Below are 23,568 nucleotides of genomic sequence, written 5' to 3' on the forward strand. Positions count from 1 at the left end.
AAAAAATAAAATGATACCATTTCTGGATCTTAAAAAAATAAATGAACCATACGAAACTGCTTTTCAGGAAAAACTGAAATTGGTGTTACATAATGGCTGGTATATTTTAGGAAAAGAAGTTGAAACGTTCGAAAAAACTTTTGCGGAATACTGCAAAACTGATTATTGTATTGGCGTAGGGAATGGTTTTGATGCTTTGGTTTTAATTTTTAAAGGTTATATTCAATTAGGAAAACTGCAAAAAGGCGATGAAGTTATCGTTCCTGCAAATACTTTTATTGCCAGTATTCTGGCTATTTTACAAGCAGATTTAGTTCCGGTTTTGGTCGAGCCAAAGTTAGAAACCTACAACATCAATCCTGATTTGGTTCAGGAGAAAATCACCTCAAAAACAAAAGCCATTTTAGTCGTTCATTTATACGGACAACTGGCTGAAATGGAAAAAATAAATGAAATTGCAGAAAAAAATAACTTGATTATTGTAGAAGATTCTGCCCAATCGCATGGAGCAATCAGCAATCTAAAATCTAAAATCAACAATCTGCAATCAAGCGCAGCCTACAGTTTTTATCCCGGAAAAAATCTCGGTTGTCTGGGCGATGGCGGAGCAATAACCACAAACGATCCGGAATTGGCAAAAGTGCTTTTTTCGCTTCGTAATTATGGTTCTCAACAAAAATATTACAACGAATATATTGGCGTAAATTCAAGATTAGACGAAATTCAGGCGGCATTTTTAAATTTGAAATTACCCAATTTAGATGCTGATAACGATAAACGCCGCGCAATTGCAAAACGTTATTTAGCTGAAATTAAAAACGAAAAGATTATGTTTCCGTTTTGGGATTTTTCTGAGAATCATGTTTTTCATTTGTTTGTTATTCGAACTCAAAATAGAGAAGCTTTACAAGATTATTTAATGCAAAATGATATTCAAACGGTAATTCATTATCCTGTTCCGCCACATAAACAGAAAGCATTTTCTACTGAAACTTTGGGTTGGAATAATTTATCTTTTCCAATTACAGAGAAAATTCATAACGAAATTTTGAGTTTGCCGATAAGTCCGGTTTTGACAGATTCTGAAGTTAGTTTTGTTATTGAAATTATTAATAAATATTAATTTTGATTTGACTAATATGACAAATTTAAAATTAACTATTAAGAAATTCGTACCTGAGAAAATATGGATTTTACTTTTTAAGGTTTATCGTTTTACAAAATTAAAAGCTGTCTATGAGTATTATCAAATCGAAAGGGCACAAAAAAAGCACGAAAAAGCACTGCAAATTGTTCGGCAAAAAGAAAAGGTAAAAGTTGCGTTCTTCTTGATTCACGAATCAGTTTGGAAATACGATGTGCTTTTTGATTTAATGTTACAGCATCCTAAATTCGAACCTCAAATATTTGTTTGTCCAGCCGTAAATTTCGGTATGGAAAATATGTTATTTGAAATGAATAAATCGTTTGACGCCTTTACAAAAAAAGGATATAATGCGATTAAAACGTATGATGATGTAACGGGAGAATATTTAGATATAAAAAAGACGTTTTCTCCGGATATTGTTTTTTTTACAAACCCATATGAAGGTTTGCAGGATTACAGGTATTATATAAAAGAATTTTCAAAAACGTTGACTTGTTATGTGCCTTATGCAATTATGACTACAAATTATGATGCTTTTTATAATTTAGATTTTCATAATCACGTTTGGAGAATTTTTTCTGAAACGCCTATTCATCAACAGATCGCGTTTGAAAAACAAACCAATAAAGGAAAGAATAACATTGTAACCGGTTATCCGGGATTTGATCAATTATTGATTAATAAAACGCCAGATAATGGGGTTTGGAAAAACAAAAATTCGGTATTAAAAAAAATAATTTGGGCGCCGCATCATTCCATGAAAGAAATGAATAAAGTATCTAACTTTCTGGAATATTTTGATGTGTTTTTAGAATTGGCTGTTATTTACAAAGACAAATTGCAAATAGCTTTTAAACCACATCCATTATTAAGAGTTAAGCTGGAAAATGATTTGGATTGGGGTAAAGAAAAAACAGATGAATATTACAATAAATGGATAAATTTAGAGAATGGTCAGTTTGAAAATTCAGATTATGGCGATTTATTTTTAACATCGGATGCTTTAATTCATGATTGCGGCTCGTTTATGGCTGAATATCTTATTACAGGAAAACCATCTCTTTTTATGATTAGAAATGAATCGGTTATGAAAGAATGGAGTGATTTTGGAGAAAAAGCTGTTGCAGCGCATTATCAATCGAGAAATAAGGAAGAATTGATCGGTTTTATTGAAAATGTTGTACTGAATGAAAATGACCTGATGAAAGAAAAACGCAATGATTTTGTACAAAATAATTTAATACAAAAGAATCATTTAACGGCATCTCAAAACATAATGAATTATTTAGAAAGTCAGATTTTCGAGTAATTTATTTTTGGAAAACACTAAATTATATTAAAAAGAATAGATGAATATAGCTGTCATTTTAGCGGGAGGAACGGGAATTAGGCTGGAAAAATCTTTGCCTAAACAGTTTTTTAAAATTGCAGGAAAGATGGTTATAGAACATGCTGTTGATGCATTTGAACAAAATAAATCGATTGATGAAATTGCTATTGTAATCAATAATCATTACCAGTTTATGGTTGAGGATATGATTATTAAAAACCAATGGAAAAAAGTAAAGCGGGTTTTAATTGGAGGAGAAGAAAGATATCATTCCAGCCTTGCAGCAATTAAAGCCTATGATGAGTTAAAAGACGCTAATTTGATTTTTCATGATGCTGCACGTCCTTTAATAAGTCAAAGAATTATTAATGATGTTGTAAAAGCAATGGACGATTATAAAGCTGTTGATGTTGCTATTAATTCGGCAGATACAATTATCGAGGTTGAAAATAATATAATAACAGCTATTCCCGAAAGAATAAAAATGCGCAGAGGACAAACTCCGCAAGGTTTTAGACAAGAAGTTATTGCAAAAGCGTATGAACTCGCTTTGAAAGATGAAAATTTTAAAGCAACCGATGATTGTGGCGTTGTTAAGAAATATTTGCCCGAAGAAAAGATTTATGTGGTAGACGGTGAGGAGGTAAATATGAAGTTGACTTATCCGGAAGACACTTATTTGCTGGATAAATTGTTTCAATTGCGATCTGTCGAAATTCAGGATATTGAACTATCTGTCGAATCTCTATCTGATAAAGTGATGGTTGTTTTTGGAGGTTCTTACGGAATAGGGAAAAGTATTGTAGATTTGGCGAAATCATATGGAACTCGTGTTTATAGTTTTTCCCGAAGTGAAAATAAGGTTGATGTTTCTGATATGGAAGCTGTTACAAAAGCTTTAGAAAAAGTGTTTCAGATAGAACATAAAATTGATTTCATTATAAATACAGCCGGTATATTGTATAAAGAGCCGCTTGAAACGATGCATTATCAAAATATTTTGGATTCGGTTAATACTAATTATCTTGGAATGGTAAATATTGCTCTTGCTTCGTTACCTTATTTAAAAGAATCAAAAGGACATATTTTGTTTTTTACCTCCAGTTCTTATACGAGAGGCAGGGCATTTTACAGCATTTATTCGTCCAGCAAAGCTGCTGCTGTCAATTTTGTGCAGGCAATTTCACAAGAGTGGGAAACTTTTGATATTAAAGTAAACTGTATGAATCCGGAGCGTACTCGAACACCAATGCGAATAAAAAACTTTGGCAATGAACCTGAAAATACTTTGCTGCAGCCAGAAATTGTTGCACGAAGATGTATTCAGACTTTGCTGTCTAATTATACGGGACAAGTAATCGATGTACGACTTTAATACAACTTTAAGGAAATAATTTAATATTTTTTAGATGCATAATAGCTCGCTAAGATCAATTGCAACAAAAGGAATTTTTTGGTCAGCTGTTGATAAATTTGCTGTTCAGATAGGGCAATTTGTTGTGAGTGTTGTGCTTGCCCGAATTTTAGTTCCGGAAGATTTTGGCTTAATAGGAATGCTGGCGATTTTTATAGCCTTGTCACAAGCTTTTATCGAAAGTGGTTTAGGAACAGGTTTAATTCAGCGTCAGGATAGAACCGATATTGATTTTTCGACTGTATTTGTATTTAATTTACTGGCAAGCAGTTTTTTTTATGTTTTGCTATTTTTCTCAGCGCCATATATATCGTCTTTTTTTAATCAGCCACAATTAATAGACTTAGTGCGTGTATTGGGGTTAAGTTTATTTTTGAATGCTGTTTCTATAGTTCAAAAAACTAAATTAACAATTGCGATCGATTTTAAATCTATTGCCAAGAGTAATGTAATTGCGGTAATTGTTGGTGGTTTTTGTGGTGTAATAGGAGCGATAAACGGATATGGAGTTTGGTCATTGGTTATTCAAAGTCTTTCCGGATCTTTGGCTTCTTCGGTGTCTTTATGGTTTTTAAGCAGTTGGAGTCCGTCAATTTTATTTTCAAAAAAATCTTTTAAATCTTTATTTGGTTACGGTTCAAAAATTCTGATTTCAGGTTTGTATGCCCAATTACTAAATAATGTTTATAATATTTGTCTAGGCAAATTTTACCCAACGGCATCATTGGGTTATTATACAAGAGCTAAAAGTTTTGCCGACTTATCTGCGGGAACAATTGTCAGCGTAATACAACAAGCTACATTTCCTGTTCTTACTGCAGTACAAAGCGATAAAGCAAAATTAGTTTCTATATACAGCCGTATGATTCGTATATCGGCATTTTTGATTATTCCGCTTATGACACTAATTGCTTTGTTGGCAAAACCTATCGTTATATTATTACTTACCGAAAAATGGGTTACTCTGATTCCGTTATTACAATGGATGGTTTTTGCACGCATTTTTCTTCCAATGAGCGCCATTAATATGAATTTATTAAATGCAATTGGCCGCTCCGATTTATACTTGAAAGTTGATTTGTCAAAATTACCTTTAACAATATTGGCGATGATAATCACAATTCCGTTAGGAGTAAAAGCCATAATAATTGGTCATGTTGTTACATCTGCATTATCGTTTTTAATTAATGCGTATTTGCCTGGAAAAATTTACGGTTACGGAGCAATAAAGCAATTAAAAGATATGTTACCTGTTTTTGTGGCTACAATGGGAATGGCAATTTTGGTATTTGCTATATCTTATTTTATAGATAATCTATTATTACAGTTGTTTTTAGGAACTTTATTTGGTGCGGCAGCTTATTTATTTATTTGCTGGTTATTAAAGTTAGAAGAACTTAAAGAAGTTTGGAGATCGTTTTTAAGTTTGAAAAAAAGATAGCAAAACAATACATTTTATCGATTTCTGATTTCATATTTTTTTAAATGTGTTCTCCAAAACAGCCAAAATCGCAACCCTATATTTTTAGATAATAAATTATAATCTCCGATTTTAAAAGTGTGTATTATTTCGTGGTGTACTCTTTTTTGAATTGCCAGATCTTCCTCTTTTGTGCGATTTAATTTTATGGCTTTTTTTAGAATTAAATAGGTAGATAAGTTTATTTTTTTAAAATTCGCCGTATGATGATCATAAAAGTTATTCGTTAATGAATTATTTGAAATTCTCTTTTTTATTAAAATTTCGTCTATAAAATCAAACTCATACAAGCGGGATGCCCGTATCCAAAAATCTAAATCCTCGTAAGAAAGATTTTCATCATACCCTTTTAATAAATCATAAACTGATTTTTTAGCCATTGAAGAAACAGAACACATGCAATTTCCGCCAGAAAGAACACTTAGGTAAATATTGCCGGTTTGCCTTTTTTCGATGATTTTACGGTTTTGATCAACAGGAAAGTAATAAGAATCAAAATCACCTTTTTCAGTAATCAATTCAGCATTTCCGTAAACAATCCCCAAATTTTTAAAGGAATTTTTCTCAAACGCTTTTATTTGTAACGAGATACAATTGGGAAGTAAGACATCATCTGCCGCTAAATCTATGATATAATCTCCCGTGGCGAATTGTAGTGCTTTATTAAAAGATTTGGTATTTCCTAAATTGGTTTCATTAGTAATAAATTTAACCTTAGGATAATCCAAAAGCCATTTTTTAATGATATTTTTAGAATTATCAGTGCTGGAATCATCTACGATTATTAACTCGACAAATTCATAATCCTGATTGATAACTGAAAATAAACTCTCTGTCACAAAATTTTCGTGATTATAACACAGGCAAATAACTGTAACTAAGGATTTATTTTGCATATTATTTTTAAAGAGTTATATATTTGGTACGAAAATAAGAAATCGAAAATAATAGCGCCTAACAAAAAATATTAAATTGAAATAACATTATGAATATAGTTCTAATTGATTTTCCAAAAATTGAAAATATTTTAGGCAACATTGCAGTAATTGAAAATGATACTATTCCATTTGAAATTAAAAGAGTCTATTATTTATATGACATTCCAAGTACTTCAATAAGAGGCGGCCATTCTCATAAAAAACTGAAGCAAATTTTAATCGCAATTTCGGGAAGTTTTGATGTTGTTTTAAAAGATGGACAAACTGAAAAAACAATCACTTTAAATAAACCGGATCGGGGTTTACTGATTGAAAGTAATATATGGCGCGAGCTTGAAAATTTTTCATCAGGTGCAGTTTGTCTGGTCTTGGCTTCTGAGGTTTTTGATGAAAGTGATTATTTACGAAATTACAGTGAATTTCTTAAATCAAAAGAATGAAATTACTCTATATCACACAAAGAGCAAATGAAGAAGGAGGAGTACAAAGAGTACTTGCAGTAAAAACCAATTATTTGATTGAGAAATTTAATTATGAGATTGGCATTATTACTCAAAATGAAGGAAATGATAATCTTTTTTTTGAATTTAATGAGAGAATTGAGTTTTACGATATTTCATTAAAAAGTAATAAAGCTTTTAATTTGTTTCGATATAAAAAAGAACTGGAAAAATACATAAAAAAAGTACAGCCCGATTGTATTATTGTATGTGATTTTGCACTAAAATCATTTTCAATTCCATTTCTGATAAATACAAAGATACCTATTATTTTTGAGGCACACGGATCCAGGTTTAATGAGTATAAAGAATCTGTTTTTTTTGGATTTACTAATAAATTCAAATATATATACCGAAATTACTGTGCCCGCCAATTTTTTTCTTTTGTAGCATTATCAGAAGAAAGCGTGAACGAATGGTCTGTTAAAAACAGTATTGTAATTCCTAATGCACTATGGTTTAAAACAAAATCTTTTTCAAATTTAAAAGCAAAAAAAATTATTGCTGTTGCAAGACATTCACATGAAAAGGGAATTGACAGATTATTGCAAATATGGAAATTAACTGTAGAAAAACATCCCGATTGGTTATTAGAAATTTATGGTAAATCAAATGAAGATTTAGGATTACTGAATTTGGCGAAGAAATTAAATATTGAAAAAAGTGTCGCTTTTCTTAACCCGGTTAAACACATACAACAAAAATATACAGAAGCATCAATATTGGTAATGGCGTCCAGAAATGAAGCATTGCCAATGGTATTAATTGAAGCGATGGCTTGCGGCTTGCCTTGCATAGCTTATGATTGCCCTGTTGGACCAAAAGCAATAATACAAAATAATAAAAACGGATTTCTTATTGAAGATGGAAATAAAGAATCCTTTGCTGAAAAATTAAATATTTTAATAGAAGATGAAAATTTACGAATACAAATGGGGGCAGAAGCAATAAAAAGTGTGGAAAAATATGATTTAGATACTATCATGAATCAATGGAAAAACCTGTTTGAATCAATTTTAAAAAATTCATCTAAAGTGCAATAATACCCCAATCGATAGAGATCAAAAATAAAAAGCGAAGGTTTTTTGCCTAATAATCGTCTCAAAAACAAAGGTTTTAAGATTCTGAATCCAAAAGCAATTATAGCTTGAAAATGGTATTTTTTAATGATCTCAAAATAATGTGGCAGTTTTACATACTCAGAAGAAATTAGTTTAGAGTCAACTAAATTTTTTAATGCGACAACTGACTCTTCTGATTTTCTTAAAAAAACGTCACTATTTTCAATTCCTAAATGATAAACAGGATTTTCAATATGAATAATTTCAATTTTATTTTGCATTAATTCAAATGAAAACAAAGTGTCTTCATGTCTTAAATTTGGGATATTTTCATTGAAATTTACTTTCGAAAAAAGACTCTTTTTAATCAAAAAATTTAAGGTTAAGAAAGAAAGATATGGATTCTTATTTCGGTCAGAAACATTTAAAGACTCTCTTTTCTGACCATAAATCCATCTTAAAAGTTTTTCTTTTGAAGGTTTTGAACTTTCGTATAAAATTCCGCCATACACTATTTTAGAATCCTGATTTATTTGGGAAATGTAATTTGAAATGAAATTATCAGTAACCGGAATTGTATCTGCATCCAAAAAAAGCAAGTTTTCATAAGTTGCTTTTTGCGCCAGTAAATTCCGAATTGCACTTCGACCAATATTTTTTTCTAAAATAGAATACTTGCTGTTTTTGAACTCATTAATCTTTTGATTTTCGGGTAAAAAATTACCGGAAGCATCATCCAGACAAATAATTTCAAAAGTAATGTTAGATTTTAAGCACTGTTTATAGAGTGTTTCAACTAGCGTAAAAACATTATAATTATAAACCGGAATTAAAATAGAAAGCATTACACGCTGCGTTGCACAACTTCAAAAATTCTTTCATCTTCACATTTTAATGTTTTAGATGGAAATTTCATTAGCAAAGCATAATCGTGAGTAGCCATAATTATCGTTTTGCCATTTGCATTGATTTTTTTCAATACTTCAAGAACCTCAGAACTTGTTTGCGGATCAAGGTTTCCGGTTGGTTCATCGGCAAGGATAAATTCAGGATCGTTAAGCAAAGCTCTCGCAATGGCAACACGCTGCTGTTCACCGCCGGAAAGTTGGTGAGGCATTTTGTTTACAAAATCTTTCATGCCTACTTTATCTAAAACTTCGTCAATTTTATGTTCCATTTCGTCTTTATCAGACCAGCCGGTTGCTTTTAAAACGAAAAGCATATTATCTTGTACGGAACGATCCGGAAGTAATTTGAAATCCTGAAATACAATTCCAATTTTACGTCTCAAATACGGGATTTCACTTTCTTTTAAAGTAGCCAAATCAAATTCAACAATATGACCTTCACCTTCTGTTAAAGGCAAATCTCCGTATAAAGTTTTCATGAAACTACTTTTTCCTGATCCTGTTTTTCCAATAATGTAGATGAATTCGCCATGCTGAACATCTAAATTGATATGAGATAAAATTTTTCTTCCTTCCTGATATATAGTGACTTCTTTAAGAGATAGTACGGTTTGTGACATAATAAATTTAATTTGAATGGTAAAAGTAAGAAGATAAGCGTTGGATTCAAAATAAATTTTAATCATTTCTGAGGAAATCTCTTAAAAGAAAAATAAACGAACTGAATGATTATGCGGAATAAAAGAACACTGGGTCATAACTTCCTCAAAAATTATGCTAAAAAATGGTTGTATTTATGAAACCAAAGCGTGGTTTCTTTTTTTATTAATTCAGAATATTTAATTTAGAAAGTTTGAAAACCAATATTTTGAGACGTCAGAAGCTTTAAAATAACATCTTATAAATTTTTTGTTCATAATAAAAGCCTGAAACGTTTCGTTATAAACGGTATAAAATGATACATTTGAATACTAAATATAATTAAAATGCGTAAAATTTCCTGGTTCTTTTTACTACAAATTGTCCTTTTTTCGACCATAGTTTCGGCACAAAAATCAGCTATATATACCTACGATTTAAAGGATTTTGACAAAGCACAGGCTTTATATAATGACAAACAATATGCTTCGGCACAACATATTTTTGAGTATGTAAAAAATAACGCCACAACTGAGGAGGTTAAATCAGATTGTGCTTATTATATCGCCAATTGCGCCATTAGAACCAATCAGGCAAATGCCGATGCGTTAATGGAAAAATTCGTTAGTGATTATCCCACAAGTACCAAACAAAATCAGGCTTATATCGAGGTTGCACATTTTTTCTTCGAACAGGGAAATTACCCAAAAGCTTTGGAATGGTTTGATAAAGTTGACGAAACTTATATGAGCAAATCTGATCAGGATAAATTTAATTTCCAGAAAGGATACAGTTATTTCAATGCCAAAAAGAAAAAAGAAGCCACAACTTATTTTAATAAAGTCGTGAATTCGCCGGATTTTGGTTCACAAGCCAAATATTACTTAGGTTTCATGGCTTATGAAGGCGATGATTATAAGGAAGCAACCAAATATTTTGATGAAGTTTCGGGCGAAGAAAAGTACAAAGAGAAGCTTTCGTATTTTCAGGCTGATATGAATTTTAAACTTGGAAATTTTCAAAAAGCAATCGATTTGGGGCAAGCTGCAATGAGCAAATCAAATGAACTTGAAAAATCGGAACTGAATAAAATTATCGGAGAAAGTTATTTTAACTTAAAACAATATGGAAAAGCGATTCCGTATTTAGAGCAATATGCGGGTAAAAAAGGAAAATGGAACAATACCGATTTTTATCAATTGGGTTACGCTTATTACGAACAAAAAGAATATGAAAAAGCAATTTCTCAATTCAATAAAATTATTGAGGGAAAAGATTTCGTAGCACAAAACGCGTATTATCATTTAGGTTTGGCATATTTGAATACCGGCAAAAAACAAGAAGCTTTAAATGCATTTAAAAACGCTTCTGAAATGGATTTTAATGCACAAATTCAGGAAGATGCAGCTTTAAATTATGCCAAGTTAAGTTATGAAATTGGAAACGCTTATCAAACCGTTCCTGGAATTTTACTTGATTTCTTAAAAAAATACCCAAATAATTCCAGTAAAGCCGAAGTAGAAAAACTATTGGTAGATTCTTATATTTCTTCTAAAAATTATAAAGAAGCGTTGGTTTTATTAGAGAAAAACAGAACGCCGGAAAATAAATTAGCCTATCAAAAAGTGCTTTTTTACCGAGGTTTAGAATTGTATAATGAATCAAATTATGCTGAGGCTTTAAAAATGTTTAACAGCGCAGTTAAAGAGCAAAAGAATCCTGATTTTACGGCTCGCGCTACTTTCTGGAAAGCAGAATCTGAATATGTTACAGATGATTTTCAGGCGGCATTATTAAGTTATAAGCAATTTGCAGGTTTGGCGGGAGCAAAAGCGACTGATGAATATAAAAACATTAATTATAATATTGGATATACGTATTTTAAGTTGAAGGAATACGATCAGGCTGCAAATTCATTTCAGGCGCAAATTGATAATTCAAAAGAAGATAAAGTTCGTTTAAACGATTCGTATTTACGTTTGGGAGATTGCAGATTTGTGACTTCTAAATACAGTCAGGCGATGGAAGCGTACGCAAAAGCAATTGACGCTAAAGGTGTTGATGCAGATTATGCACAGTTTCAAAAAGCGATTTCTTACGGATTTATGTCCAGAAATGACAAGAAAATTGACGAGCTGAATAATTTTCTTCAGATGTATAAAAAGTCAGAATACCGCGATGATGTTTTATTCGAATTGGCAAATACGTATGTAGCGGATAAAAAGAACGATCAGGCGATTAAAACCTACGATCAGTTAATTGCTGAATATAAAAATGGTTCATTTACTTCAAAATCAATTTTAAGACAAGGTTTGATTTATTACAATTCTGATCGTGATGAACAGGCTTTGGTGAAATTCAAAAAAGTAGCGGCAGAATTTCCAAAAACTCCCGAAGCTTTAGAAGCCGTTTCTACAGCCAGATTAATTTATGTAGATTCAGGAAAAGTAGATGAATATGCAACCTGGGTACGTACTTTAGACTTCGTTGCCGTAACCGATGTTGATTTGGATAATGATACCTACGAAGGTGCTTTTAAACAATACAGTCAAAATAACAGCAAACAGGCAATCGTTGGTTTTACAGGTTATGTAAGCAAGTTTCCGTCAGGAATGCATGCGCTTGAAGCTAATTTTTATTTGGCACAATTGCTTTACGCAGAAGGTTCAGAGACAAAATCTGTTGCGAATTATCAATATGTAATTGGTCAGCCAAGAAACGAATTTACGGAGCAATCTTTAACCAGATTATCTCAAATTTTCTTAAAAGCGAAAGACTGCGATAAATCGATTCCGGTTTTAGTACGTTTAGAAAACGAAGCAGATTATCCACAAAATAAAAGTTTTGCGCAGGCTAATTTGATGAAATGTTATTACGACAAAAAAGATTATGACAATTCGGTTATTTATGCTGATAAAGTGCTGCAAAATGCAAAAGCAGATGTCAATGTAAAATCTGATGCACAAATTATCGTGGCGCGTGCGGCAATGCAAACCGGTGATGAAGATAAGGCAAAAGCGGCTTACGCAAAATTATCTGCAACATCAAAAGGAGAATTAGCAGCAGAAGCCTTGTATTATGATGCTTATTTTAAAACCAAAGAAGGAAAATTTGATGCGTCAAATGTATCCGTTCAAAAACTGGCAAAAAACTATTCAGCTTACAAATATTACGGAGCAAAAAGTTTGGTTTTGATGGCGAAAAACTTCTACGGATTAAAAGACAGTTATCAGGCAACTTATATTTTAGATAACGTAATAAACAATTTTACCGATTATCCGGATGTGGTTGAAGAAGCAAAAAGAGAGTTAAGCGCGATAAAATTGGAAGAATCTAAAACCAATTCGTCGATTACTAAATAGTTTTATTAGTGAAAAGTAAAATGTTATCTGTAAAAGGAAACATAACGGAAAAGACATTTTACATTTCACAAAACACATTTCACAAATTATGAGTTTACCTTTTTATATAGTTGATGTTTTTACAGATAAAAAATATGCCGGAAATCAGTTGGCTGTTTTTTTAGATGCTGAAAATTTAAGTGCAGATGAAATGCAAAAGATTGCGCGCGAAATTAATTTTGCAGAGAGCACTTTTGTAACCAAACTTGATAAAGAAAATAATAAGGCGGAAATTAAAATATTTACACCGGCTCAGGAAATGCAGTTTGCGGGTCATCCGATAATTGGAACTTCATGGGTTTTGATGCATAAAATATTCGATAATTCGCCTGAAAATATAAAATTACATGTTCCGATTGGACCAATTTCGATTGAGAAATCAGATGATTTGATTTGGTTAAAAGCGGCACAACCAAAGTTTTGGGATATTTTTTCGAAAGAAGATTTCACCTTATTCAGTAATCTGAAAAATCAGGATTTTGAAAATCAATTTCCAATTCAGGAAGTTACAACGGGAAGCGCCTTTGTAATGGTTGGACTGAGCAATAAAAATGCATTGGAAAACTTGGTTTTAGATAAAGATAAAACAGATGAATGGTTGAAAAAGCATTGTAAAACAACGCACAGAGGTTTGTATTTCTACTATTTAGAAGGCTCAAAACTTTTCAGCAGAATGTTGTGCATAGAACATAATCAGTTGGTTGAAGATGCTGCGACAGGAAGTGCAAGTACATGTCTTCAGGCTTTTCTGCTAAAATATCATAAACCTGAATTTGAATTAATCAATTATCAGGGAGATTATATAAACCGTTCTTCTCAAATTCATTTTAAAGGAAAATTAACCGAAAATGATTTTGATGTTAGAATAGGAGGAAATGCCCAGTTTATTGCTAAAGGGGAATGGGAAGTTTAATTAGAGAATTAGAGAATTAGTCAATTAGATAATTAGATAATGAAACTAGAGTTTAGAGAATAGAATAAAGAGAATAGAAAATAGATTTTAGAATAAAGAACATAAGAGTTTTTAAAAGAATTGAGATATAGGCAAAAGTCTATTTTCTATATTCTTTTTTTCCATACTCTCAAAAAATATACATATGAAAATTAATTTCCAGAATACAACTATCATTTTGATTTTGCTGTTTGTTTTTCAGCTTTCATTTGCCCAAAACCAAAAGAAAGAAGAAACGATTGGTACTGAAACTGTAAATGTTGTAAAACCTTATTCGCCAACTATATCTGATGCTTATAAAGTAAAAGAAAATCCGTCGCTTGACGATTCAGGAAATCAGGCAAAAGAAACTATAAAGTATAGTATTTTGTCAGTTCCTGTAGCTTCGACATTTACGCCTTCTAAAGGAAAAGCAGCCGGAGTTGATAAATCAAAACAAGAACGTTTGTTTAATAATTATGCTACTGTAGGAGTTGGAAATTATGGTACATTAAATGCTGAATTATTTGTTACTCAGGATTTAGGAAACAATGATTATGTTGCGGGAATGTTTCGTCACCATTCATCTCAGGGCGGAATTAAGGATGTTTCGCTAAATGATGAATTTTATGATACGGCATTAAACGTGGGTTACGGACAAAATAATCGCGATATGTCATGGAATATTGATTTAGGATATCAAAATCAAATTTATAATTGGTACGGTTTACCGGTTGATTTTGGTTCGACTTTACTTCCGCAGGATCATTTTATTTTAGTAGATAAAATCAATCCAAATCATTCTTATAATACAATTTCGTTGGGAGGAAATATTGATTTTACAGACGGGATTTTTAGTAAAGTTGCGACAAGATTTACACATTTTTCGGATAGTTTTTCTTCTTCTGAAAATCGCTTTTATCTGAAACCAACTTTTAAAGTTGATGTGATGGATCAGTCCATCAATACAAATGTTATTATTGATCACGTAAGTGGAAGTTTCGAAAATAATTATTTCCAGACGAATACGGAACCTTTAAAATATAGTTTGACCAATTTCGGGATTGAGCCAAGTTTTGTAGTAAATGAGAACGACTGGACTCTGGAATTAGGAGCCGGATTGTATTATGGTCTTGATTCTGAAAACAGCGGAAACAAGTTTTATATTTATCCAAAAGTAAATGCTTCGTATAAATTAGTGGGCGATTTAATGATTTTTTACACGGGTGTAAACGGAAGTTTAAATCAAAATTCGTATGCTGATTTTGTGACCGAAAATCCGTTTTTGTCGCCAACATTAAATATGCGTCCATCAAGCACTCAGTATAATGTTTTTGCAGGTTTGAAGGGTAAATTGGCAAACAATGTAAGTTATAATCTGACGGGTTCCTATTTGAATGAAAAAAACAAAGCGTTGTTTAAAAGCAATGATTATACAGAGGATATTACAAACCAAAATTATGAGTACGGAAACTCTTTTGGTGTTGTTTATGAAGATATTAGAACGTTTCGTTTTTATGGAGAATTAAAAGCTGATTTTTCTGAAAATGTTACTTTTGGAATCAACGGAACTTTCAATAGTTACAAAACAGACGGACAGATTGAAGCATGGAATTTACCAACCATGAAATTAAGTTCTAGTCTGGATGTTAATATTACCAAACAATGGTACGCTGGTTTAAATGTGTTTTTTGTGGGGGAACGTAAAGACATGCAATCGAATTTAGATTTGACTGCAACTCCAACCGTAGTTTCCTTAAAAAGTTACTTTGATGCGAATGCACATTTGGGATATAAATTTAGCGAGCGTTTGACTTTCTTCCTGAAATTAAATAATATTGGAAATCAGGCTTACGAAAAATGGTTGAATTATCCTGTTCAGGGATTCCAGATTTTGGGCGGAGCAAATTATAAATTCGACTTTTAAGTTTTTTAACCGCAAAGAGTTTTACACATGGTTCGCTAAGTCTTTCTATAGATTTAGCGAACTTTGTTTTTATAATTAGTGAAAAGTAATTTATCCATCTGCTTTTTTTGAATAAAAAAATGCAAACTATAAAAAACCTTTGCACCTTTGTAACTTAGAACCTCAGTACCTTTATCAATGACTTTCAAACAAAAAATACATTCTTATTATTTACAAATGGTCCAGGATCGAATTGATGTTTTTAGAGACATGATTTCGGCTTTGACGGAAGATTCTAAAAACGATGCGAAGGGTTCTGCCGGAGATAAGCACGAAACCGCATTGTCGATGATGCATATTGAACAGGAAAAACTGACCAATAAACTGAAAGAAGCCATTACTCAAAAAGCTGTTTTAGATAAAATTGATGCTTCAAAGACAACTGAAAATATTATTTCGGGCAGTTTGGTAAAAGCAAACGGAATTCATTTGTACTTGAGTGTCGCACTTCCTAAAATTACTATCGACGGTATAAATATTATTGCACTTTCGCCACAATCGCCTTTGGGTTCACATTTAATGGGAAACAAAGTTGGGTTTCAGTTTGAGATTAATAAAACGCATTATACTATTGAGAGTGTTTTGTAAAGTTTATTTCACGCAGATTTTACAGATTTAGGCAGATTAAAAACGATTTATTTATAATCATGTCAGGCTGAGCAAAGTCGAAGCCCCTCGCAAATTCTACGATGTTAAACCCGACAGGTTTTTAAAACCTGTCGGGTTTAATTACGGTTTTACACTTTCTTTCCCCTCAAAATTAAAATTTTCAAGTTCAGGGCAATTTTTTATGCTAAAATTTTACATTTTATATGTAAAAACAAATTTATGGTTTTAAATTATAACTGAAATTAATATTTATGTTTTTCAATTATAACCAATACCGCATCTTTGCCCTATCAAAATAAAATTAAAAAATAAAAATATATAATTATGTGTGGAATCGTATGTGCCTTTGATCTAAAACAGAAAGCAGAAACTTTAAGACCTCAAGTATTAGAAATGTCTAAAATTATTCGTCACCGCGGACCAGACTGGAGCGGGATTTATAGTAATGAAAAAGCAATTCTTTCACACGAGCGTTTGGCTATTGTTGATCCGGCTTCGGGAAAACAGCCTTTATTTACAGAAGATAAAAAACTTGTTTTAGCTGCAAATGGTGAAATCTACAACCACAGAGATTTACGTAAACAATTTGAGGGAAGATATAACTTTCAGACTGAAAGTGATTGTGAAGTTATTTTAGCGCTTTACAAAGAAAAAGGACCTCACTTTGTGGATGAAATGAACGGTATCTTCGGATTTGCAATTTATGATGTTGAGAAAGATGAGTATTTTATTGCTCGTGATCATATGGGAATTATTCCGCTTTACATTGGCTGGGATCAACACGGAACTTTTTATGTAGCTTCTGAATTGAAAGCTTTGGAAGGATATTGTACAAAAATCCAATTGTTTCCTCCGGGACATTATATGACAAGCAAAGACGGTGAATTTGTACAATGGTACAAAAGAGACTGGACGGAATTTGATGCTGTAAAAGACAACGAAACGAGTATTCCTGCTATTAAAGAAGCTCTTGAAGCTGCGGTTCACAGACAATTAATGAGTGATGTTCCTTACGGAGTTTTACTTTCAGGAGGTTTAGATTCGTCTATTACTTCGGCTGTAGCTAAAAAATTTGCACAAAAACGTATTGAGTCTGATGATACTACAGATGCATGGTATCCGCAATTGCACTCTTTTTCGGTAGGTTTAGACGGTTCTCCGGATTTAGCTGCTGCTCAGATTGTAGCAAAACATATTGGAACTATTCACCACGAAATTAAATTCACGATTCAGGAAGGTTTAGATGCGGTTCGTGATGTAATTTACAACTTAGAAACGTATGATGTAACTACGGTTAGGGCTTCAACGCCAATGTGGTTAATGGCGAGAGTTATTAAATCAATGGGAATCAAAATGGTTCTTTCGGGTGAAGGTGCAGATGAATTATTTGGAGGATATTTATATTTCCATAAAGCACCAAACGCAAGAGAATTTCACGAAGAAAATGTTCGTAAATTAAGTAAATTACACATGTACGATTGTTTACGTGCCAACAAAAGTTTGGCAGCTTGGGGAATCGAAGGGCGTGTGCCATTTTTAGATAAAGAATTTATGGATGTTGCCATGCGCATCAATCCACAGGATAAAATGATCAACAAAGAACATCCGATGGAGAAATGGGTTGTTCGTAAAGCTTTTGAAGATATGCTGCCGGAAAGTGTAGCATGGAGACAAAAAGAGCAATTTTCTGATGGAGTAGGATACAGCTGGATTGATACTTTGAAAGAAGTTGTGGCCAAAGAAGTTTCGGACGAACAATTGGCAAATGCGAAATATAAATTTCCGTTGCAAACACCAACTTCTAAGGAAGAATATTACTATCGTTCAATTTTTGCAGAACATTTCCCTAGTGATGCGGCTGCTTTATGTGTGCCTCAGGAAGCAAGCGTTGCTTGTAGTACAAAAATCGCTTTGGAGTGGGATGAAGCTTTCAAAAACATGAACGATCCATCTGGCAGAGCGGTTGCAAGTGTGCATGACGACGCCTACGCAAAAGCATAAAACTTAGTTTCATTATATATTAGTTATTAGAAAGACGTTCTCAGGTTTCTGAGAGCGTTTTTCGTGTCTAAAAATGTTAAATTGTAATATTTCAATTACTTAAAGATAATTATTAGCAATTATTTAACTTTCTTTTTTATATTTGACATTCCCCAACAGATATTTTAAAATTAGTTTTAACTAAAACCAAAAAAAATAACCTACTGCCACTTGGTAATGTAAAAAAATAAGAATAAAAAATACAATAGTATGTCTGGAATATTAGCCGTTATCGGTAAAGGAAAAGACCCGCAACTCGTAAGAGAGCTTTCTAAAAGAATGGCGCATCGTGGTCCTGATGAAAGTGATTTTCAAATTCTAAAAAATGGCAGTATTATTTGTCACGAAAGTTTATCAATAATTGATGTACAATCGGGGAAACAGCCTATTCAGGGTACTAAAGATGCCTGGGTAATTCATGATGGAGAAATTTACAATTACCAGGAACTTAAAAACGGAGTTTTAAAAGATCATACGTTTAGAACAAAATCAGATTCTGAAGTTATTGTGCATTTATATGAAGAATTTGGATACGATTTTTGTAATAAATTAGATGGTGACTGGACTTTTGTAATTGTCGACGGAGACGATTATATTGCAGGAAGAGACCCGATGGGAGTGAAGCCATTGTATTATGGTTTGGATGAAAGAGGAAGGATTTATTTTGCTTCTGAAATGAAATCAATTGCAGATCAGTGCAAAACATTTTCGACTTTTCCGCCGGGACATTATTATACGCCTAAAAAGGGCTTTGTAAAATATTACCAACCTGAATATGAGGATTATGAAAATGCAAATCAGGATTTAGATTTACAATTAATAAGAGAAAAACTTACAGAAGCTGTTCGTAAACGCTTGATGAATCAAATGCCTTATGGTGTATTGCTATCGGGTGGTTTAGATTCTTCTTTGCTTTCTGCAATCGCTTCCCGATTATCAGCAGAAAATGGTAAAAAACTGCAATCTTTTTCTATTGCTTTAAATGCTGATGCGCCGGATGCAAAAGCGGCCAGAAAAGCAGCTGAGTTTTTAGGTACAGAACATCATGAAATACATTTTACGGTTCAGCAAGGTGTAGAAGTTTTAGAAAAAATAATCTGGAATATTGAGACTTACGATATTATATCGGTAAGAGCAAGTGTGCCTATGTTTTTATTATCAAAAGCAATTGCAGAAAAAGGGATAAAAGTAATTCTTTCAGGTGAAGGTGCTGATGAAATTTTTGGTGGACATTTGTATTTTAGAAATGCACCGTCTACAGAAGAATTTCAAAAAGAAACGATCGAGAGAGTTCAGAAATTATTTACTGCCGATTTGCTTCGTGCTGATAAATCAACGATGGCAAATGGTATTGAAACCAGAATTCCGTTTTTAGACAAAGACTTTTTAGATGCTACAATTCGAATCAGACCAGAAGAAAAACAGCCTAAAACGTATGACGGAATCGAAAAATATATTTTAAGAAAAGCATTTGATACGCCGGACAACCCATATTTGCCTGAAGAAGTTTTATGGCGTCAAAAAGAACAATTTTCAGATGGAGTAGGATATAACTGGATCGACGAATTGATCGAATATTGTGCGACTCAGGTTTCTGATAAACAATTAGAAGGCGCTGCAGCAGAATTTCCATACAATTCTCCAACAACAAAAGAAGCATATTTGTATCGTTCTATTTTTCATAAATTCTACCCACAGGTTAGTGCGGCACAAACCGTTAGAAAATGGATTCCGAAATGGCAGGAAAACCTTGATCCAAGCGGAAGAGCAAATGCAGCTCACGTAAAAGCAGATGTTGAAATTTCAAAATCAGGGATTACGGTTTAAGATAAATTTCAAAAAATAAATTCCAAATTTCATATTTGGGACCTAATAAAATTCCAATTAAAAATCCGAAACAACATCTCAATGTTAGGCTCGGATTTTTTTTATTCCCGGTTTGCAATTTGGAATTTATTTTTTTGGATTTTTTTTTATTCTGCTGTTTTGGAATTTAGAATTTTAAAAATTGGCATTTTAAATCGATAGTTCTATTTTTTATAGACTTTTTTTGACAATATGTTAATAACTTACGTGCTTTAAATGGGAATTTAACGGATATATAATTTGCGTTTTTATATATTTGCGTGTTAGACAATAATTACATTTTTTAGAATAAATTATATGAGCGAAGAAATCAAGAAGAACAATTATTCAGCAGATAGTATTCAGGCATTAGAAGGAATGGAGCACGTAAGAATGCGTCCATCGATGTATATTGGAGATGTGGGGGTTCGAGGGCTACATCATTTGGTTTATGAGGTTGTTGATAACTCTATTGATGAGGCGATGGGAGGATATTGTGATACTATTGGTGTTGCAATTAATGAAGACGGTTCGGTAACAGTTGAAGATAACGGTCGTGGTATTCCAGTTGATTTACATAAAAAAGAAGGTGTTTCGGCACTTGAGGTAGTAATGACTAAGATTGGTGCCGGTGGTAAATTCGACAAAGATTCTTATAAAGTATCAGGAGGTTTGCACGGTGTTGGGGTTTCAGTTGTAAATGCGCTTTCGGTTCATATGAAATCTACTGTTTTTAGAGACGGTAAAATCTACGAACAGGAATACGAAAGAGGAAAATCATTATATCCGGTTAAACAAATTGGAGAAACGGATAAAAGAGGTACACGCCAGACTTTTTACCCGGATGATACCATCTTTACGCAAACTACAGAGTTCTCTTATGATACTTTATCAGCTCGTATGCGTGAGCTTTCTTTCTTAAACAAAGGAATCACCATTACATTTACAGATAAAAGAGAAGTAGATGATAAAGGAGAATTTAAAGTTGAAGTTTTTCATTCTGACGAAGGACTAAAAGAATATATTCGTTATTTAGATGGTAACCGTGAGCCAATTATTTCTCATGTAATCAGCATGGATAATGAAAAAGGAGAAATTCCGGTTGAAGTTGCCTTAATTTACAATACAAGTTATACAGAGAATATTTTCTCTTACGTAAATAATATTAATACACACGAAGGAGGAACGCATTTACAAGGTTTTAGAAGTGGTTTGACAAGAACGCTTAAAAAATACGCAGATGCATCCGGAATGTTGGATAAATTGAAATTTGAAATTGCGGGAGATGACTTCCGTGAAGGTTTAACAGCGATTATTTCGGTAAAAGTACAAGAACCACAATTCGAAGGACAGACAAAAACTAAACTTGGAAACAGAGAAGTAGTTTCTCCGGTTTCTCAGGCAGTTGGAGAAATGTTAGAGAATTATTTGGAAGAAAATCCAAATGATGCCAGAATCATTATCCAGAAAGTAATATTGGCTGCTCAGGCACGTCACGCTGCTAAAAAAGCACGTGAAATGGTACAGCGTAAAACCGTTATGGGTGGCGGTGGATTGCCAGGAAAACTTTCAGATTGTTCTGAGCAGGATCCTGCAAGATGTGAGGTTTACCTTGTCGAGGGAGATTCGGCTGGTGGAACAGCAAAACAAGGTCGTGATCGTAACTTTCAGGCGATTTTACCATTACGTGGTAAGATTTTGAATGTGGAGAAAGCGATGCATCATAAAGTATTCGAAAACGAAGAGATTCGTAACATCTTTACCGCTTTAGGAGTTACCGTTGGTACTGCAGAAGACAGTAAAGCCTTAAATCTTGAAAAACTAAGATATCATAAGGTAATCATTATGTGTGATGCCGATGTCGATGGTAGTCACATTTCTACCTTAATATTAACGTTCTTCTTCCGTTTCATGAAAGAACTGATTGAAGAAGGTCACGTTTACATTGCAGCTCCACCTTTATACCTTGTTAAAAAAGGAAATAAAAAAGAATACGCATGGAACGACGTTCAACGTGATCAGGCGAATGAAAGAATGGGAGGAAGTGCAGCTATCCAACGTTATAAAGGTCTTGGAGAGATGAACGCGGAGCAATTGTGGGAAACTACAATGGATCCTGGTTTTAGAACATTACGTCAGGTAACAATTGATAGTTTGGCAGAAGCCGATAGAGTATTCTCAATGTTGATGGGAGATGAAGTTCCGCCACGTAGAGAATTTATCGAGAAAAATGCGGTTTACGCAAATATCGATGCCTAATAAAGTTTAACATCATCAATTCGTTTAATTGTTTAAATTTACTAAACAATTAAACGAATTGTCGATTTATAAAATAAACAAACGAATTAATAACCGATAAAGTTATAAAATATGAAAGTTACTATTGTAGGAGCAGGAAATGTTGGAGCTACCTGTGCAGATGTTATTTCTTATAGAGGAATTGCAAGCGAAGTAGTGTTGTTGGATATTAAAGAAGGTTTTGCCGAAGGGAAAGCATTAGATATTACACAATGTGCCACAAATACAGGTTTTAATACCAAAGTATCTGGTGTAACCAACGATTATTCTAAAACTGCCGGAAGTGATGTAGTTGTTATTACATCAGGAATTCCAAGAAAACCAGGAATGACTCGTGAAGAATTAATTGGTATAAATGCAGGAATTGTAAAAACAGTTGCTGAAAATGTATTGAAATATTCTCCAAATACTATAATAGTAGTAGTTTCTAATCCAATGGATACTATGACATATTTAGCTTTAAAAGCTACCGGATTACCAAAAAACAGAATTATTGGTATGGGTGGAGCGTTAGACAGTTCTCGTTTTAGAACTTATTTATCTTTAGCTCTTGACAAACCTGCAAATGATATTTCTGCTATGGTGATAGGCGGACATGGTGATACAACGATGATTCCGTTAACACGTTTAGCTTCTTATAACGGAATTCCGGTAACCGAATTTCTTTCAGAAGAAGTACTTCAAAAAGTAGCTGCCGACACAATGGTAGGCGGAGCCACACTTACAGGTCTTTTAGGAACTTCGGCTTGGTATGCTCCCGGAGCTTCTGTAGCTTACTTAGTTGATAGTATATTAAACGATCAAAAGAAGATGATCGCTTGTTCTGTTTTTGTGGAAGGTGAATACGGGCAAAACGATATTTGTATCGGAGTACCTTGTATAATTGGTAAAAACGGAGTTGAAGAAATTTTAGATATCCAGTTAAACGAGCAGGAGAAGGCTTTGTTTGCTAAAAGTGCAGATGCAGTTAGAGGTATGAATGATGCCTTAAAATCGATTTTAGTATAAATATTTCCGAAAAAAAAGATGAAGACTGCACTTTTGCAGTCTTTTTTTTAAGA

At 32.9% G+C, this 23,568-nt stretch carries 17 protein-coding genes; 14 read left to right on the forward strand and 3 right to left on the reverse strand.

Annotation, left to right across the window (positions count from 1 at the left end; genetic code table 11):
- Positions 1–10: 10 nt before the first annotated feature.
- Genes OLM54_RS01090 through OLM54_RS01105 form a run of 4 tightly spaced genes read left to right on the forward strand, consistent with a single transcriptional unit; the run spans position 11 to position 5,332 of the window.
- Positions 11–1,123 carry a DegT/DnrJ/EryC1/StrS family aminotransferase gene (locus OLM54_RS01090; RefSeq protein WP_264536773.1) on the forward strand — a complete coding sequence of 371 codons (1,113 nt, stop codon included), beginning with the start codon at positions 11–13 and terminating at the stop codon, positions 1,121–1,123.
- 16 nt (positions 1,124–1,139) lie between these two features.
- Positions 1,140–2,456 carry a CDP-glycerol glycerophosphotransferase family protein gene (locus tag OLM54_RS01095; protein WP_264536774.1) on the forward strand — a complete coding sequence of 439 codons (1,317 nt, stop codon included), beginning with the start codon at positions 1,140–1,142 and terminating at the stop codon, positions 2,454–2,456.
- A 40-nt stretch (positions 2,457–2,496) separates the two neighbouring features.
- The gene (locus tag OLM54_RS01100; protein ID WP_264536775.1) at positions 2,497–3,852 is read left to right on the forward strand and encodes a bifunctional cytidylyltransferase/SDR family oxidoreductase; all 1,356 of its coding nucleotides are present in this window, start codon (positions 2,497–2,499) and stop codon (positions 3,850–3,852) included.
- 34 nt (positions 3,853–3,886) lie between these two features.
- The gene (locus tag OLM54_RS01105; protein ID WP_264536776.1) at positions 3,887–5,332 is read left to right on the forward strand and encodes a lipopolysaccharide biosynthesis protein; all 1,446 of its coding nucleotides are present in this window, start codon (positions 3,887–3,889) and stop codon (positions 5,330–5,332) included.
- 14 nt (positions 5,333–5,346) lie between these two features.
- Here OLM54_RS01105 and OLM54_RS01110 read toward each other — a convergent pair whose 3' ends face one another.
- Positions 5,347–6,267 (reverse strand): glycosyltransferase, encoded by a 921-nt coding sequence (locus OLM54_RS01110; RefSeq protein WP_264536777.1) that lies wholly within the window; start codon positions 6,265–6,267, stop codon positions 5,347–5,349.
- Positions 6,268–6,356: 89 nt separating this feature from the next.
- On the opposite strand from OLM54_RS01110, the gene OLM54_RS01115 reads away from it, so the two are divergent.
- Together OLM54_RS01115 and OLM54_RS01120 are read left to right on the forward strand one after the other, a co-directional pair.
- Entirely contained in the window at positions 6,357–6,749 is a 393-nt protein-coding gene (locus OLM54_RS01115; protein WP_264536778.1) for a sugar 3,4-ketoisomerase, read from the forward strand.
- Positions 6,746–7,852: a glycosyltransferase family 4 protein gene (locus OLM54_RS01120; RefSeq protein ID WP_264536779.1), complete on the forward strand. Its 1,107-nt coding sequence runs from the start codon at positions 6,746–6,748 to the stop codon at positions 7,850–7,852. Before OLM54_RS01115 ends, OLM54_RS01120 begins: the two co-directional genes overlap by 4 nt.
- Here OLM54_RS01120 and OLM54_RS01125 read toward each other — a convergent pair.
- The gene (locus OLM54_RS01125; RefSeq protein WP_264536780.1) at positions 7,798–8,715 is read right to left on the reverse strand and encodes a glycosyltransferase family 2 protein; all 918 of its coding nucleotides are present in this window, start codon (positions 8,713–8,715) and stop codon (positions 7,798–7,800) included. The two genes, OLM54_RS01120 and OLM54_RS01125, sit on opposite strands and share 55 nt — an antisense overlap.
- Positions 8,715–9,398: a cell division ATP-binding protein FtsE gene (locus tag OLM54_RS01130; protein WP_264536781.1), complete on the reverse strand. Its 684-nt coding sequence runs from the start codon at positions 9,396–9,398 to the stop codon at positions 8,715–8,717. The genes OLM54_RS01125 and OLM54_RS01130 overlap by 1 nt, the downstream gene beginning before the upstream one ends.
- Before the next feature lie 366 nt (positions 9,399–9,764).
- Here OLM54_RS01130 and OLM54_RS01135 point away from each other — a divergent pair, with 366 nt between their 5' ends.
- The 8 genes from OLM54_RS01135 to mdh all read left to right on the forward strand — a co-directional run bounded on the left by OLM54_RS01135 (position 9,765) and on the right by mdh (position 23,515).
- Positions 9,765–12,779 carry a tetratricopeptide repeat protein gene (locus OLM54_RS01135; RefSeq protein WP_264536782.1) on the forward strand — a complete coding sequence of 1,005 codons (3,015 nt, stop codon included), beginning with the start codon at positions 9,765–9,767 and terminating at the stop codon, positions 12,777–12,779.
- Positions 12,780–12,867: 88 nt separating this feature from the next.
- Complete coding sequence (locus tag OLM54_RS01140) at positions 12,868–13,731, forward strand: PhzF family phenazine biosynthesis protein (protein ID WP_264536783.1); 864 nt, start codon at positions 12,868–12,870, stop codon at positions 13,729–13,731.
- Between the two features lie 184 nt (positions 13,732–13,915).
- Positions 13,916–15,676 (forward strand): TonB-dependent receptor, encoded by a 1,761-nt coding sequence (locus tag OLM54_RS01145; protein WP_264536784.1) that lies wholly within the window; start codon positions 13,916–13,918, stop codon positions 15,674–15,676.
- Between the two features lie 177 nt (positions 15,677–15,853).
- Complete coding sequence (locus OLM54_RS01150; protein ID WP_264536785.1) at positions 15,854–16,303, forward strand: GreA/GreB family elongation factor; 450 nt, start codon at positions 15,854–15,856, stop codon at positions 16,301–16,303.
- A gap of 345 nt (positions 16,304–16,648) precedes the next feature.
- On the forward strand, positions 16,649–18,325 hold the full coding sequence (gene asnB, locus OLM54_RS01155; RefSeq protein ID WP_264536786.1) for an asparagine synthase B: 1,677 nt from the start codon (positions 16,649–16,651) through the stop codon (positions 18,323–18,325).
- Between the two features lie 249 nt (positions 18,326–18,574).
- Positions 18,575–20,191 (forward strand): asparagine synthase B, encoded by a 1,617-nt coding sequence (gene asnB / locus OLM54_RS01160; protein ID WP_264536787.1) that lies wholly within the window; start codon positions 18,575–18,577, stop codon positions 20,189–20,191.
- A 336-nt stretch (positions 20,192–20,527) separates the two neighbouring features.
- Positions 20,528–22,468 carry a DNA topoisomerase (ATP-hydrolyzing) subunit B gene (gyrB, locus tag OLM54_RS01165; protein ID WP_264536788.1) on the forward strand — a complete coding sequence of 647 codons (1,941 nt, stop codon included), beginning with the start codon at positions 20,528–20,530 and terminating at the stop codon, positions 22,466–22,468.
- A gap of 111 nt (positions 22,469–22,579) precedes the next feature.
- On the forward strand, positions 22,580–23,515 hold the full coding sequence (gene mdh, locus OLM54_RS01170; protein WP_264536789.1) for a malate dehydrogenase: 936 nt from the start codon (positions 22,580–22,582) through the stop codon (positions 23,513–23,515).
- Positions 23,516–23,568 lie beyond the last annotated feature (53 nt).

This window comes from Flavobacterium sp. N1736, from assembly GCF_025947065.1.
Taxonomy (GTDB): domain Bacteria; phylum Bacteroidota; class Bacteroidia; order Flavobacteriales; family Flavobacteriaceae; genus Flavobacterium.